The following is a 14,571-nucleotide window of genomic DNA, read 5'->3' as shown; positions in this document are numbered from 1 at the left end:
TATGATTATCAACAATATCAACGATAACATCACCTACCGCCTGGTCAAGGGCGATATCCAGATGAAGCGTATGAATCCATGGATTCGTCCCTTCCTCCGCTACATTGAAAACCATCCCCATTGCAACGAAGTAGACATCTGCCGCGACTTGCTGTGCGATAACGGCAATGCCCGCAAGGCAGCCGTAAAGAACATCCTGTTCTTTTTCAAGCAGCAGGGCTTGCTAGCCTACGATTCTGTCAATGGCTACGAATTGACAAACAACGGCATGGCAGCCTTCGAATCCGGCAATATCTGGCAAGGAATGAAAGGCGCCTTCGCAATCACCTTGTGGACACCTAGCGCAGATTGCCCTCCGTTCATTCTTGACGTACAGCCCGTTCCCGAACACTGGTACGACTCAGGCAAGAACGGATTGGAGGATTTTCCCGAGGAATACGGCAACAACCTCTGCAATCTCACACTTTGTTCTAAATCCATCAAACTGGATGTTGTCAAGAGACTCTGCCGTCCCACCTACTTCAACACCGATTTCAAGGCCAAAGTAAACTCGAAGGGAGAAGTTAAGATCTCAGGAACCTCATCAGTAAATGGCTTCAACCCCTATGAAGTAGAGTTCAAGGTCAATCAGGATCTGCTGTCCGTCATCCTAGACGACACCGACGACGACGAATTCTAACCACTACCACAAACCCCTAAACACAAGGAGACATCTATGTCCAAGCAATCCAACCTCAACAATCACGCAAACCAGCTGAACTCCAACAAGGGCACCTCTGGCTTCAACAAGACCTACCTCGCCACCATGCGCAACCATGGCGAACAGCTGAATCCTACCAGCCCCAAGTTCCAGGGACGCAAAGGAAAATAGCCACCCACGCCCCAATTCCGCATTACAGGGAGATGCGGATACAAACGGTGTTGTCCGGTGACAAGGAAGACTGAAATTCGGTTAAAAATCACGCTCCTTGTCCGTTCCGGGCAACACTTACTTGCCTGTAAGAAAAAAATATTGACCACCAGTTAACATTTTCTTATATTTCTTTTTAATATAGCGGGAAACCGCGACCTTTTTAGAGCTTTGCTCACTATCTTCTAGACTGGAATCGGCAAAATTCACAAACGCAGAAGATAACCGGCAAACGCTCACGTCCCTTAGGGGCGTGGGTTGTTGTCGTTTATTTGCGCGTAATGGCTTTGCCGAGCCTCAGTCTGCAGATAACGATGGACGACTCCACGCCTTTTTCATTCCCTGAAAGTTGGTTTATCCATCCGAGGCTTTAAATCGGTAAAACTTTTAACAGGGATATTTATGAAAAAAATCCTACTCTTATTGGCTACAGCAAGTGCTGTTTATGCGAATGACTTTTGTCAGCAGTATTGCACTTCCTGCGCAGCAGACTCCAATGACCCTACCTGTGAAAAGGTGATCAGCGTATGCGGTTGTACACCAATCACGGAATCTAGTGAACCCGCTGAAGAAACAGAGCCTGTAATTGATACCACAGCCGCCACTACAGTCGTTGATTCCGTAAAAAACAATACAGTGGTTTCAGCCCCAGAAGCAGAAACTATTGAAAAAAACATTGCAGACACCACCACGAGCGCAGAACCTGTAGCAAGCACAGAAGTCCCTGCAAGTACTGAAGAGGCTGCATCCCCATCTGGCGCAGTTCCCCCAATCCGTTTCCGTATGGGCGCAGGCGCTGATTTCCGCATGTTCACACCCTATAAATTCGGCGATATCCGTCACCTCCAACGTCATGTCGGTTTTGGCGGTGGTCTCCATTTCGCAACGCGATGGGAAATCATGAAGTTCTTCGATTTTCAATCAGGTATCAATGCGGGAATTCAGGGTACCAACAACGATTTTGATGATAATTACGGAATCATACAGAGAGAAATAGACATCACCTTTATCACACTCTATGCAGAAATTCCACTTTCCGCACACGTTAAGTTACCCATTCATAAAAACTTCGTACCCTTCTTCAGTTACACATTCCTGATCAAGAAACCTGTATACGAATGGGGTCACTACGATATAGACTACAGCATAGACTATTCCCATAACGTCACCGACCATAGCCTAAGTCATTATGATGACGATGACTACTACAGTGGAGCATTTGCCGTAAACGATTGGGAATTTAGCCACAGTTTTGGCTTTGGCTTTGAAATTGCAGATCATTTCTCCATTGAAGCATCCTTCGCATTCTTCAGCTTCGATTCCGGCACCAACGGCATTCACGAGTATGAAGACGATGATGCAAACTTCCGCATCAACCTTGACTACTTCTTCTAAGGAGATTATTATGCTTAAGAAAATCCTTTTCACAAGTTTATTTTTTTTGAGTGCAGTCCTTTTCTGTAGCTGCGCTGACAATAGTCCCGTTGCAACCATTAGCGATGATTATGATAATCGTACCGAAGATGCCTACGATCACGTAAAATACATATCCTCCAGTAGTTCCGCCAAGAGAAGTTCCAGCAGCCACTATAACTATGATGACTACTACTCCAGTTCTAGCATCAGCTCCAGCAGCCATTACTCCAGCTCCAGTGTTCTAGAATTTGACTACCTAACGACTTCAAAAACACTGAACTTCACCTTGACATACTACGAACAGACTTCCACTAACTGGGATGCTTCCAGTAATTCCTATAGCGATGGAGATCCTAAAATTTCCTTCGTCATCCATTTTATTCAATCCAATGGTACCGAGACATCTTTCTCCACCAAGAATGACATTGACAAGAAATGGTTCTACAAGGAAGACATCAACAAATGGGAAGGCAGATTATCTTTTGTCACCAGTGTTCCAGCCTTGACGGATACCATCAAGGTATGCCCTACTGTTGTAGATGTAGATATTATGTTCGATGACGACAAGTCCTCTGGTTACTGCTACTACACAGCACATATAGGCCGTAATCTTAAGGATCGAGAAATCGTAAAGCAAGAAGACTATCAAGCAGAAGACTACCGTCTGAAATGGGAATGGTACCTCTACTAGTACAAACTAATCTTTACAAAAAGCAACTATAGTTTGCAAAATGAAGGCAGGGTCCGAAAAGGCCTTGCCTTTTGCTTTATACAAACTAAATTTTAGGATTACACATTTATTGAGAGACAACATGGGAATCCAGATGAAAAAAGTTTGCTTTTTTATATGCGTCCTTGCGATGCTCGGGGCTACGGCGTTATTTACCGCCTGCGGCAGCGACGATGTTTCAAGCAATCCTAGCGAGGCATATGACCTCGAGGGCAAAATATATTTCGCCTTTCCCATCACCTCCATAGACAAGAAGAATCATCAGTTTTCAATGGATTTCTGGTTTAGCGAGGATGCCTGCATCTACCGAGATTCCAAGGTTCTCTGGGACACGCTCATCTATTCAGCCAACCTATTGTTTGACTACAGCATTGAAAATCATCGTCTAGCGCTAGAAAATGAGTATGTCCATTTTAATCCTGCCTGGAGCGAAAAAAACAAGTCTCTTCTTGGCGTTTGGAATCTTGATGAGGAGGAAAATGTCCAATATATTATCACGCAAGACACTTTCTATTACGCAGGCACAAAGACGGAAAACCCGAAAGAGGAAATTATCCCGGAACCGGTAGAAACTCCTATTGTGCTAGGCGAGTCCTACTTCATGTATGACATGTACCGCTGTGTCCAATATGACCGAATATGCTATTTTGACCAATGGCACTTCTCCAAGAAAGGCCCAAATTCACTCCATGAATTTCGCATTGACGTTCATGATTCCACCAGCAATTCCATGTCCTTTACCCATGAGGGTCAGGAATTCTTCATCAACGTTTTGCATGTCCAGGATGATTCCCTCAACAACGGGAAGGCTTACTATTCAGCAATTACGGTTATTGACCAGGACACTTGTTTCTACGAATATACCCGATCAAACGTAACAGAAGATTTGTGCAAGGAAGAAAACCTGAAGTACCTAATGGGGTACTCCAGAGACGATGAAGATGCAGAGCTGGAAGATATCAAGGGCGATATCGTAATGTTTGAATACATGAAAAATTCCATTGAGGAATTTCAGAAATGCATCTATAATCACACCAAAAAACAGTAGCTCAAAATCATCACGAGGTTTTTATGGAACGGGCATTCTCCTTGCCTGCGGTTAACTTTGACGTACCCAGGGCATTCAACATTCTTTACTGCGAGGAAAAACTTCCCTATACTTTTCACTTTGAATTTCCGCTAAGCTGCATTGATTCCATAAGAGAAGTCGTGGATAAGGTGAGCAATACATGGGGCCATCGGTATATATTGGAAGAACGAAAACCCGAGAATTGGAATCAATGGCTGTCAGAGCTCATCCATTACGGTACCGATACCTCAGGAATATGGAGATACTCCTTCAATATCGGCAACACTGAATTTGAAACTTTTGAGATGCATCGGAGAAACCCGTCCATCAACGTTTCCGGCTTTCTAAAAAAACTCAAGGGGAAAACCACCTGCAATGTGTACATCACCTTGTTCGATCCTCCAGAGATTTTTTTTGACATCTGGAAAGGAAAAATGTCCACAGAGGTTTTCGAGGTTCTGCCTTTATTTGAGTTATTCAGAGACCTGAATGATGCAACACCCCTAAAGCCCACTATTTCTCCTGGGAGGTTTCGATACATTCTTCCAGCCGTTCTTCCGATTTGGCTGTTTCGCTCCATAATATTCAGGTCTTCAGAACCGATTCACGTTCCAAGCTATATGTATAGCGATCCAAATGCCTCCTGGAAAATGAATTTGGTGAGTAAAGACGGAAATCAAGCGAACGACACGAAAATTGTGAAGGAGACCATCAAGACTTCCAGGGGGACGTTCAACATTACCCGCCCAGCAACGAAAAAGGAAATCAAGGAGCAGAAAAAGGCGGCAAAACTAGTAAAGCAGGAAAAACTGCAGAACCGTCTGGACCGTCAAAAGGTTGACTTGGAAAAGCTAAAGGATGAACTGGAGAAAACCCAGAAGGCGCTTTCCCTGGCAACAGAATCCAGCAAGGTGGCTGCTAACCGCCAGAAAAAAGAGCTGGAACAAATCAACCGAAAGTTGAATCAGCTCAGGCGCAGTAAGGATAGCGAGCTGGCATTGAAAGATGCCGAAATTGATGAAATCCAGAAAATCGCAGACGAAATTATTGCCGCGGAGGATTCCACAAAGCAGCAACTCCAGAATGCCAGCTGGCAGATTGAGAACTTGAATGCCCAGGTGCAGGGGCTTCGACAGCAAAAGTCTACAAGCGGTATAATCGCCCTTCCCTCGGAGCAGGAAAAATTCCCTGGAGAATTCGAGGTGGCCATCATGAGCGCCATTCATTTTGCGTTTGACAACGCCCCCATCAAGGCGAATTCCTACAGCCAGCGTAGCCGCGACATCTGGAAATCATTCATCCAGACAAACTCTGACGCCGAAACCGCCTATAGGAATTACAAAGCGAATGTTTCCACACTTCTCGCAACCATCAAGAAAAACAACTTCTGGAAAAATCATTCCCAGCTTGCTCCGCTAGGAATGACTTGTACCTTGCATACCAACAACCATGGCAAAATCAGGTTTTCCGATGGGGATGGACGTTACTCCAGCGTTGTGGCAAGTACCCCTAGCGAAACTGCTTCGGGGCCTGCCAACTTCGCGGACGAACTGAAGAACGCATTTTTCTATTACTAGACTTCAATCGTCACGCGGCTGATCTTGCGTTCGTCCTTTTTCACGCGAACGATCTTGTCGATCTTCTTTTCAAGTTCGTTCACATGGCTGATGATGCCCACCAGGCGGTGATCACCTGCAAGATTCTGCAACACGTTGATTGCAGACTTCAAGGCTTCTTCGTCCAGGGAGCCGAAACCTTCGTCCACGAACATGGTATCCAGCTGGACGCCACCTGCAGAACTCTGCACTTCATCGGCAAGGCCTAAGGCAAGGGAGAGCGAAGCAAGGAAGCTTTCGCCACCGCTCAGGGTCTTAACCTCGCGCTGCTTACCGCTGGCGTGGTCAATGACGTTCAAGTCAAGGCCTGTCTGGGCCCTGTTATTGGACGCTTCCATACGGCGGACAAGTTCATACTGGCCGTTAGACAGCAGATGGAAACGCTTGTTGGCGTGACGGATAATGCGATCGAAATAAGACGTCTGCACGTAGGTTTCCAGCATGAGCTTTTCGCGTCCGCTCAGGCCGCCGTTTGCCGTATCCGCAAGGTTGTTGAGCCACTGCAATTTCTTGCTGTCAGTACCCAGCTGGGCGGCGATTGCCTGAATGGAAAAGAGGGTATCCTTGTTCCTCTTGACACGACCCGATGCAAGATTCCATACATCAGTCTTCTGGGTCTGAGTCGCCTTGAGAGTTGCGTTGGCAACCTTCAGAGTTTCCAGGTCATATTCAGGAACACCTTCCAGAGACTTGCCCAAAGCATCGATCTGGCCCTTCAAAGTCTTGACATCGCCTTCGCAGGTATTATATGCGGAGGTGGCATCCTTCAGCGCCTTGTTGGAAGCATCCAGAGTGGCCTGCAACTTCTTGATCTCGGCAGAAGCTGCATCCTTGCTTTCGAAGGCAAGATCCTTCAACTTTTCCTTGATGGACTTGTCCAGAGCTTCGATTTCCTTGGCCACAGCAATATTACTGCGGTTCAATTCCTCGTTGGCAGTGCGCAAATCTTCCAGGCTCTTTTCCTGGGCGGGAATTCCGGTTTCCTTATTTTCCAATTCCAGCTTGCGATTGGCCTTCTGGATTTCGGCCTTCAGTTCTTCATTCAAGGCTGCCAGGGCATCACGATTTTTCTGGAATTCCTCGTTCCCGCGGGCCTTGGCATCTTCAATGGCGCATTCCCCAAAGAGCTTGTCCAGTTCTTCCTGAAGAGTTTCCTTCAGGCTAACGCAAATACCCTTCTGCTGGACAGCAATGCCGTTCTTGTCATTGCGGGACTTTTCCGCAACAGACACCTGATTCTTCAGGGTTTCCAGTTCCGCCTGAGTGGGGGCTTCTTCGGACTTGCAAGCCTTATGGGGATGGTGAGTGGAGCCGCAGACAGGACATTCACAGCCATCGTTCAATGCATCCGCAAGGATACCCGCCTGTTCATTCAGGAAGGCACGATTCTTACGTTCGTATTCTTCGTGAAGGGTGGAATAATCCCTTTCCGCATCCAAGTATTCCTTCTGGGCGGCCTCCAGCTTAAGCACTTCGTCATTGTACTTTTTCTGCTGTTTGCCCACGTTCTGGATATCGGTCTGACGGTTGTTCAGTTCCTTGATTTCACCTTCCAGCCTGGCCTTGTTTTCGCCGGCGTTGGAAAGAGATTCCAGTTCCTTCTTCAAGCCCTGAAGTTCAGCACTTTTCTTTTCAAAAGTTGCTGTGCCCGCTTCCAACTTGCTCTTGCCATTCTGCAGAGCAGTTGTCTTATTCTTCAAGTCCACACGGGACTGTTCCAATCCATCGTACTGCGGCAGGGAATTATTGATGGTGGTAATCTGTTCCTGCAGCTTATCACGTTCAGGCTGTTTCTGTTCCTGAGCAATCTTGGCTTCAGACTTTTCCTTCAGTTCCGCTTCCTTGAGGGGAAGCTGATCCTGAGCCTTTTTCAAACTTTCGCGGTTCTTTACCGCTTCACTAGCCTTACCCAGTTCCTGATCCTGTTTAGAAATCTGAACCTTGAGTCCATCCAGCTCATCGTGCAGTTTTCCAACCACGCTTTCGTCTTCAGTAACCAAAACCTGCAGCAAGTTACAGACTTCATTCCAGTCAGAAGTCTTGCACTCACCTGCAAGGACTTTCTGTGCGGCCACATCCGCAGCATGAGCAGAATCTTCTGCACACTGAATGTTCCCTACGTAAGTGCAAGCAGTACGCAGCTGATTTTCGCATGCTTTGCCAAACTTGGAAGCTTCCTCGCTCAACTTTTTCTGGAGCTTTTCAAAATTACCCGTCTTGAAAATCTTGCGGAAGGTTTCCCTACGGTCCTTCGTTTCTTCAAGAAGAATCTTCATGAAATCGCCCTGGGCAATCATGGCAATCTGGGAGAACTGATCCCGATCCAAGCCACCCATGACTTCTTCCACCGCCTTGGAAACTTCCCCTTCCTTAGACACGCTGCGGCTAGTTTCGGAAACCTTGCCGTTCCCATCCGGATAGTAGAATGTGACGGAAGCCTTTTCTTCGGTCATGCCACCACCACGCTTTGCAGGACGATCGTACGCCGGATTACGGCAAATACAATATTCCTTGCCATCGTAGGTGAACGTCAGTTCCACCTTGGTAGGCGTTTCAGGTGCCGCATGGGTGCAACGGAAAAGCTTAGCATCATCGCGGTTATCACCGCTGGCCTTTCCAAACAGCGCATAAGTCACTGCGTCAAAAATGGTGGTCTTACCAGCACCAGTATCACCGCTGATCAAATAGAGACCATGGGTACCCAGCTTTTCAAAATCAATGACCGTGCGTTCGGCATAAGGGCCAAAACCCGTAACTACAAGCTTCAACGGACGCATTAGTGTTCACCCTCCCAAATGGAATCAATCAGGTCCTTCACGAATTCACTTTCTTCCTGGTTCAATTCGCGATTGTTCATCTCCTTAAAGAAATCACCGAAAATTTCTGCCGGACGTTTCTTGTCCACGTTTTCGAAATCCAGGTTGGCCATACTTTGGGTGCGGGAATTATTGTAATTCAACGCCATCAGTTTCGGATAGTATCCGCGAAGTTTTGCGGCCGCATCCGTCACGTCATTTTCGTCGGTGAGCACCACATACACATAGTCATCCAGGCTCTTGCCTTCACGTTCCTGGGCACTGCGGAATTCTGCAGAGACAAGTTCCGCAAAAGGACCCTCAATCTTGCGGACATCGCGCATGGGCTTCAGGGGAATTTCACGAATCTTGAGATCCGCATTTCCATCAGTTCCAACTGCACCCAGTTCCACTACGGTCAGGGACTTTTCGTGAGAAGCCTCGGACAAAGAATACTTCAGGGGTGTTCCGCTATAACGTACGCGACCCACGCCCGCTTCGTTCTTCGCCACATTCTGGGGGCGATGAATATGGCCCAATGCCACATAGTCAAAGCCATCGAAAGCATAGGCTTCCACATTATCCAGGCCACCTACGAATTCTTCGGAACCGTTTTCGTCCACCTGGGCACCCGTTACAAACTGATGGGCCAGAAGCACATTGCGGCGACCCGGAACGCGATTCATCTTGCTTACAGCCATCTGAATGGCGCTGGTGTAATCCGTAATCTTTTCACGTTCGGCATCAGCCACTTCCCCGTTACCGAGGCACGCACGAATGTTCGCGGGACGCACAAAGGGAAGCATCCACACGTCCACTTCGCCTGCATCATCCTTCAGGGTGACAGGAGTAAAACTACCATTATATACAGGGGACATGTACACCCCCTGATCCTGCATAAGGCGACCGCCAAATGCAATACGTTCTGCGGAATCATGGTTGCCGCTCAGGACAAAAACCTTGGTTCCCGTCTTGGAAAGCTTTACCAGGAAATCGTCCAAGGCTTCCACCGCATCGGCGCTGGGCACGGACTTATCGTAAACATCGCCAGCAATGAGAACCGCATCCGGCTTTTCCTCATTGACAGCTTTGATCATCTGGTCCAGAATGTACTTCTGGTCCTCCAGCATGGAATGCTCGCAAACGCGCTTTCCAATGTGCAAATCTGCAGTATGAATAAATTTCATGTATATCTCCAGGCTGGTGTTTTTTCAGCCTACAAATATAGTATCGTAACCTTGACACCCAAGTGTCAAAACTTTTGGCAAATTATTTCAAAATTTTTCCGATGGGGAATTTGCGGATTTCGTCCAGGGAGTTTACCGCAGCCCCACGGAACTTTTCTTCCAGCTTGTCCCGCAGCTGTTCCAGCAAGCGATAGCGGCGCTTAAAATGCAGCGGGTCCGACCACTGGTGATTTCCCTTCAAGCTGATTTTCCCATCATATAATAACTTCAGGGCCAGAAGTTCCGTCAGGTCATGACCCCGCAAAAAGGAGAAGGTGGCCCCACGATTTTTAGAAAGCTGCTCGCGGATACCTGCCGCAATCCCAATCAAGGCGGGCACATGTTCGCCATACTCATCCAGGACGAATTCGTTCACGAGGGACTCGTCCACAGCGTCACCGGCGGGGCAGAAGAGGGTCTTGCCATTCACCAGCTTGAAGACATCCATAAAGCAGACGCAGAATTTTGCGCCCGGCGTAATTCCCGCCGCGGAACCATCCTGCGCAACACCCGATTTTCCATCAGCGGCCACATCCTGCGATTCATCCTGAAGATCGTCAGGATCACTAGCCTTTTCCTTCCGGCGGTGGCACAGTATAGAAGTTCCCTCGGGCAGTCCATTCACTTCCCGTACCAAGATATTGGCCACCCGGTAGGAGCCCATCAGCAGGCCAATTTTCAAAATCTTATTGCGGATGGAACTGATGACTTTCTCATCGTCATAATATTCCCTCATGACGATTCGATAGGCGTCCGTCAAAAACAGGCAGGATTCCAGATCGTTAAAGCCCCGATGCCCATTCAAGTCGTAAAGCTGATAGAAGAAGCAATCATCTTCCACGATGGCGCTACCCCGATCCATCAGGGTATCCACCACATTCTCGAAGTCCATATCCGCACAGAAGAAGGACGTGCCCTCATTCGTAGGCAGTTTCCTGTGCTGATCGTACTTGGACAGAACACCCTTTTTCTTGTTGGCGATTTCCACAGCCCACTTGCTGCCATCCTTCAGGTAGCTCTTGAAGAACTTGATATCGTCGGAACCTTCTACAAACAGGGTGCGGCGAACAACCGGATTTGAACGATAGTCGTTACCATCGTTACGCATCCTCGCGTTATTCACGCCATAGTACGGGCTATTTTCCTCGTACTCCTGTAGAGATTCCCATTCTGCCACTTACGACTTCTTTACCATCTTTGCAAGTTCCACAGTCTTGTCCCAGTGATCCCCGATAAAGGCGGGAGAGTGGGTTGCAATAAGGAACTGCCTTTTTGCATTGCGCCCTTCACGAAGTTCGTTCTGGATTTTAAAGAGCACCTCGGAGAAATCCTCCTGCCATCTGGGGTGGAAGGAAATTTCCGGTTCGTCCATCATGACCAACGCTTCACCATCTTCCGTACTAAACAGCAGGCGGCCCAGAAGCACAATCAGGTGCTGTTCACCAGAAGACAAGGCGTCCAGAGGAATCACCGTGTGAGTCACGGAGCTGCGGACTTCCAGCATCCCTTCCCAGGAATGTCTGGACAAGTCAATCTTCACTTCCTTCAAGTCCAGCAAGCTGCGAAGAGCCGCACTGAAAATCTTCAACTTGCGTACCAGCGGCGTGAACACAGTCATCTTTGCCTTCACATCATCCAGATAATTGTCGAACACAATCAAGGCAGAATTATCGTTTGTCTCGATCATCTTGTTCATACGGTTACCCGGCGTAATACCAAATTCGATACAGCCCGTTTCCAGTCGACGGATAGAATTGATCTTGGTGGTGATACGGCTACGCAATTCCTCGGTGGTAGGCTTCTCCTGGCTATCCAGGGACTGAACCACACGAGTCACGAAGTCCGATTCCAGTTCGCGGGCAGTACGCAGCTGTTCATTGACACAGCGGATTTTCGCCGTACGCATGTCGGAACTGATACTGAAAATCTTCAGCATATGGGCACTCTGGTTTGTGCCCTGGGGACCATCCGCAGGGCGATTCCTGAAGCGAGCCATGCCCCCGTAGTTACGTTCACTCTGCTCGTTGTACAGGCGGTTGGTACTGATGTAGTTCACCGCAAAATTCAGCTTCCTTACCACCACGCCCACCCAGGGGAACATCTTGCGGAACATGATGCTGTACCTACGGAAGACCTTGGCCAAATCCAGGACTTCACTATCCGTCTTGTCCATCCAAAGCCTGCACATTCCGTTTGCACCGGTGGACTGGTAGATCGGTTCCAGGGAAGGAATGGTTCCCACCACTTCGTTAATGACCTTCTGAATATCATCATCCGTAAAAGTCGCCGTAAAGTCATCTACGGAGTAGGAACACTGATAATGCTGTTCATTATCCATATCCGTAGCGGTCCCCACCAGCTCCGGAGAGAGGACACTTTCCAGCACAGTCTTTTCAATCAGGACCTTGGTTTCCTTCGGCCTCAAATCCGGTTCAGCCGGGACCTCCGATTCCATTTCGTAACCTTGGCGAACTTCATCCTCCATGGTCCCCTTGAAGTTCATCTCGATACGCTTGAAAACCAAATCTGCAAAGAAGCAGAAATTGCCTACGGCAGCAGCGCGGATAATCTTCAGGATGGTGGATTTTCCAAATCCGTTGGGAGCAGTCAAAATGGTAAAGCCGTCGTTCTTCTCGAAATTGATTTCGTAGTCGAAAGTGCCAAACAGCCCGTCAATCTTAATGGAAGCAAGTCTTTTCATGGTAACAAATCTAACTTTAAATAAAACAAAATTGACAAATTATTCTATTTATGAACCCATAGGTTTTTAACCGCCAGTATTTATATATTCCGAGGGCAAAATGAATCTTGATGCATCTGTAATACCCAGCTACTATAGCCGCCTTGTCATGGCCAAGAACCAGGGACACTTCAAGATTGCTAAGGCCCTTCTGGAACTGATCGCAGGCTCCTCCGTAGAAGACGCAAGCTCCGCCGAAGGCCGCAAGGCTCTGGAAAAGATCAACCAGGCCAAGGGTCACGCCGCCACTATCGACGCAGGCGTTGAATCCGCTGCAGAAGTCCCCGCAGGTGAAGCCGCCGACTGGCAGAGCTACGTTCTGGAAAACCCGCCCTATAGCCGCAAGCTTGCTCTGGCCCTGGCCACCTACTTCGTTAAGGCAAGCCTTCTGGACACCGCCTACGAAATGTACCTCTCCGCCAGCGAACTGGACGAAGACGGCAGCACCACAGAAGAACTCTCCGCAATTGCAGCCGCAGAATCCGGCAACATGGCCAACGAATTTGGAACAAAGTGCGAAGCCGCCGGTGATTACGCCAAGGCTGCCAACTGGTTCAAGAAGGCAAAGGACGCAGGCCACGCCGAAGCCGATGCAGCCCTGGCCCGCATGCAGTCCTTCCACGGCGTCACCCGCTATCTGGCCCCCTGGCTGGAAATCGCCAAGAAGACCGGCCGTAAGGAACTGGCAGAAGCAATTACCGCCATGGCAGCCAACGCAAAGGCAGGCAGCCTGGATGCCGTCACCATCGGCGAATCCGTGGTGCCCCCCTGCTACGAAGAAGTGGACTTCTGGGAAGCAGAACTGGATGCCTACCACAAGTTCTCTGGTGACGATAGCATTGCCTACGGTACCGCCATTATCGCCATCGGCAAGATTCTGGAACGTGCCAAGATGTACAACCTGGCCCTTCGATGGTTCAAGAAGGCCGTGGAATTCAACAAGGCCGCCAACGACGATGCTCGTCGCATGCTCCCCCTCAAGAGCAAGTCCGCCCCCATGCGCGAAGCCGAAGACATCTACGACACCGCCAGCCCCATTCCCGCCCTCTGGAAGATCTAAGGTCGCCGAGCACAGCCGAGGCGTAAAGCATCATCCTGAGCAATTTATTACGTCATCCTGAGCGTAGTCGAAGGATCTCAATCCGTCAGTCCTCTGGCGGATTTTTTCATTTCCATTTGACACTTTCCATTTGCTAAACGATAAATGTATAGTAAGGCAAATGAATGCCACAAGGAGAAAATGCAATATGGAACAGAAAATCCAAGATGAAAATCCCCTGATGCGTAATCCGGAATACCGACGCCTGTATAATGAAAAGAACAAGCTGGTAAAGCAGATGAACTCCATCCAGCTTCGTATGGACAAGTACGCCTACGCTCTCAGCGATAAGGATATGCAGCAACTCCAGCAGCGCCTAGATGTCATCGCCAACCGTCTGGCAGATCTAAATGACCAGATGGCCGATATCGAAGAAGCAGGCTCTAAGCCCGCAAGCACCCACTGGGTAGGCCATGCCTCCCAGGAACTGAAGCAGGCCAGCCGCCAAGCCGCCCGCTAATACAACTGCCAGTGCACCCCCTGCATAACGCAAAAAGCGACAGCACCAAGCTGCCGCTTTTTCGTTCACAGCGTCGAACGCAACGATCGCCCCGAAATTCCCTGACACCCACCCGATACCTCCCGACGGTTTTCCGTCCAGTGCCAAGCAGGACGAGGCGCAAGGCCAGAAATTCTTTGACATCAGCCCGATGCCTCCCGACGGTTTTCCGTCCAGTGCCGAGCAGGGCAAGGCGTGCGCCAAACATTCTCCAGACGCAAGCCCGATACGTTTCCGTCGGATGGCCGAGGGATGCGAGGCGCGGGTGCCGCAGCCGTACACCCGTACGGCAAGGGACGCACCCGCAACGAAGCAGGCCGACGTGCCAGCCGGCGGAAAACAAAAAGAGCCCCCTAGGCTTTAGGCCAAGGGGGCTCGTGAATCCAGCGGCGACCTACTCTCCCGGACCCGTAGGCCAGGTACCATCGGCGATGCAGGGCTTAACTGCCGTGTTCGGAATGGGAACGGGTG

13 protein-coding genes and 1 rRNA gene are annotated in these 14,571 nt (G+C 49.1%); 8 read left to right on the top strand and 6 right to left on the bottom strand.

Features of this window, described 5'->3' with window-relative positions; genetic code table 11:
• Position 1 precedes the first annotated feature (1 nt).
• Positions 2-679 (top strand): hypothetical protein, encoded by a 678-nt coding sequence (locus tag BUB59_RS07790; RefSeq protein ID WP_073228117.1) that lies wholly within the window; start codon positions 2-4, stop codon positions 677-679.
• Positions 680-715: 36 nt separating this feature from the next.
• Positions 716-871, top strand: a complete 156-nt coding sequence (locus BUB59_RS15185; RefSeq protein WP_143160283.1) for an alpha-amylase — start codon at positions 716-718, stop codon at positions 869-871.
• A gap of 117 nt (positions 872-988) precedes the next feature.
• Here BUB59_RS15185 and BUB59_RS15705 read toward each other — a convergent pair whose 3' ends face one another.
• Positions 989-1,120, bottom strand: coding sequence for a hypothetical protein (locus BUB59_RS15705; protein ID WP_255370637.1), 132 nt, complete (start codon positions 1,118-1,120; stop codon positions 989-991).
• Positions 1,121-1,312: 192 nt separating this feature from the next.
• Here BUB59_RS15705 and BUB59_RS07785 point away from each other — a divergent pair, with 192 nt between their 5' ends.
• The 4 genes from BUB59_RS07785 to BUB59_RS07760 all read left to right on the top strand — a co-directional run bounded on the left by BUB59_RS07785 (position 1,313) and on the right by BUB59_RS07760 (position 5,702).
• Positions 1,313-2,305 (top strand): porin family protein, encoded by a 993-nt coding sequence (locus BUB59_RS07785; RefSeq protein ID WP_083540233.1) that lies wholly within the window; start codon positions 1,313-1,315, stop codon positions 2,303-2,305.
• Between the two features lie 10 nt (positions 2,306-2,315).
• On the top strand, positions 2,316-3,017 hold the full coding sequence (locus BUB59_RS07780; protein WP_073228110.1) for a hypothetical protein: 702 nt from the start codon (positions 2,316-2,318) through the stop codon (positions 3,015-3,017).
• A gap of 169 nt (positions 3,018-3,186) precedes the next feature.
• Positions 3,187-4,104: a hypothetical protein gene (locus tag BUB59_RS07770; RefSeq protein ID WP_143160282.1), complete on the top strand. Its 918-nt coding sequence runs from the start codon at positions 3,187-3,189 to the stop codon at positions 4,102-4,104.
• Between the two features lie 671 nt (positions 4,105-4,775).
• A complete protein-coding gene (locus BUB59_RS07760) occupies positions 4,776-5,702 on the top strand; it encodes a hypothetical protein (RefSeq protein WP_143160281.1) in 927 nt (308 codons plus the stop codon).
• Here BUB59_RS07760 and BUB59_RS07755 read toward each other — a convergent pair.
• The 4 genes from BUB59_RS07755 to BUB59_RS07740 all read right to left on the bottom strand — a co-directional run bounded on the left by BUB59_RS07755 (position 5,699) and on the right by BUB59_RS07740 (position 12,463).
• Complete coding sequence (locus tag BUB59_RS07755) at positions 5,699-8,518, bottom strand: AAA family ATPase (RefSeq protein WP_073228096.1); 2,820 nt, start codon at positions 8,516-8,518, stop codon at positions 5,699-5,701. The two genes, BUB59_RS07760 and BUB59_RS07755, sit on opposite strands and share 4 nt — an antisense overlap.
• Complete coding sequence (locus tag BUB59_RS07750; RefSeq protein ID WP_073228093.1) at positions 8,518-9,723, bottom strand: exonuclease SbcCD subunit D; 1,206 nt, start codon at positions 9,721-9,723, stop codon at positions 8,518-8,520. Before BUB59_RS07750 ends, BUB59_RS07755 begins: the two co-directional genes overlap by 1 nt.
• 82 nt (positions 9,724-9,805) lie before the next feature.
• Positions 9,806-10,939 (bottom strand): hypothetical protein, encoded by a 1,134-nt coding sequence (locus BUB59_RS07745; RefSeq protein ID WP_073228090.1) that lies wholly within the window; start codon positions 10,937-10,939, stop codon positions 9,806-9,808.
• Positions 10,940-12,463, bottom strand: a complete 1,524-nt coding sequence (locus tag BUB59_RS07740; RefSeq protein WP_073228087.1) for an AAA family ATPase — start codon at positions 12,461-12,463, stop codon at positions 10,940-10,942.
• 100 nt (positions 12,464-12,563) lie between these two features.
• On the opposite strand from BUB59_RS07740, the gene BUB59_RS07735 reads away from it, so the two are divergent.
• Complete coding sequence (locus BUB59_RS07735) at positions 12,564-13,562, top strand: hypothetical protein (RefSeq protein WP_073228084.1); 999 nt, start codon at positions 12,564-12,566, stop codon at positions 13,560-13,562.
• A gap of 187 nt (positions 13,563-13,749) precedes the next feature.
• Positions 13,750-14,061, top strand: a complete 312-nt coding sequence (locus tag BUB59_RS07730) for a hypothetical protein (RefSeq protein ID WP_073228081.1) — start codon at positions 13,750-13,752, stop codon at positions 14,059-14,061.
• Positions 14,062-14,481: 420 nt separating this feature from the next.
• Here the strand turns inward: BUB59_RS07730 and rrf are convergent.
• Positions 14,482-14,571, bottom strand: a 5S ribosomal RNA gene (gene rrf, locus BUB59_RS07720); the annotation flags it as partial.

Origin of the sequence: Fibrobacter sp. UWEL (genome assembly GCF_900142535.1) — a bacterium.
Lineage (GTDB): Bacteria > Fibrobacterota > Fibrobacteria > Fibrobacterales > Fibrobacteraceae > Fibrobacter.
This window is presented reverse-complemented; position numbering and strand designations above follow the sequence as displayed.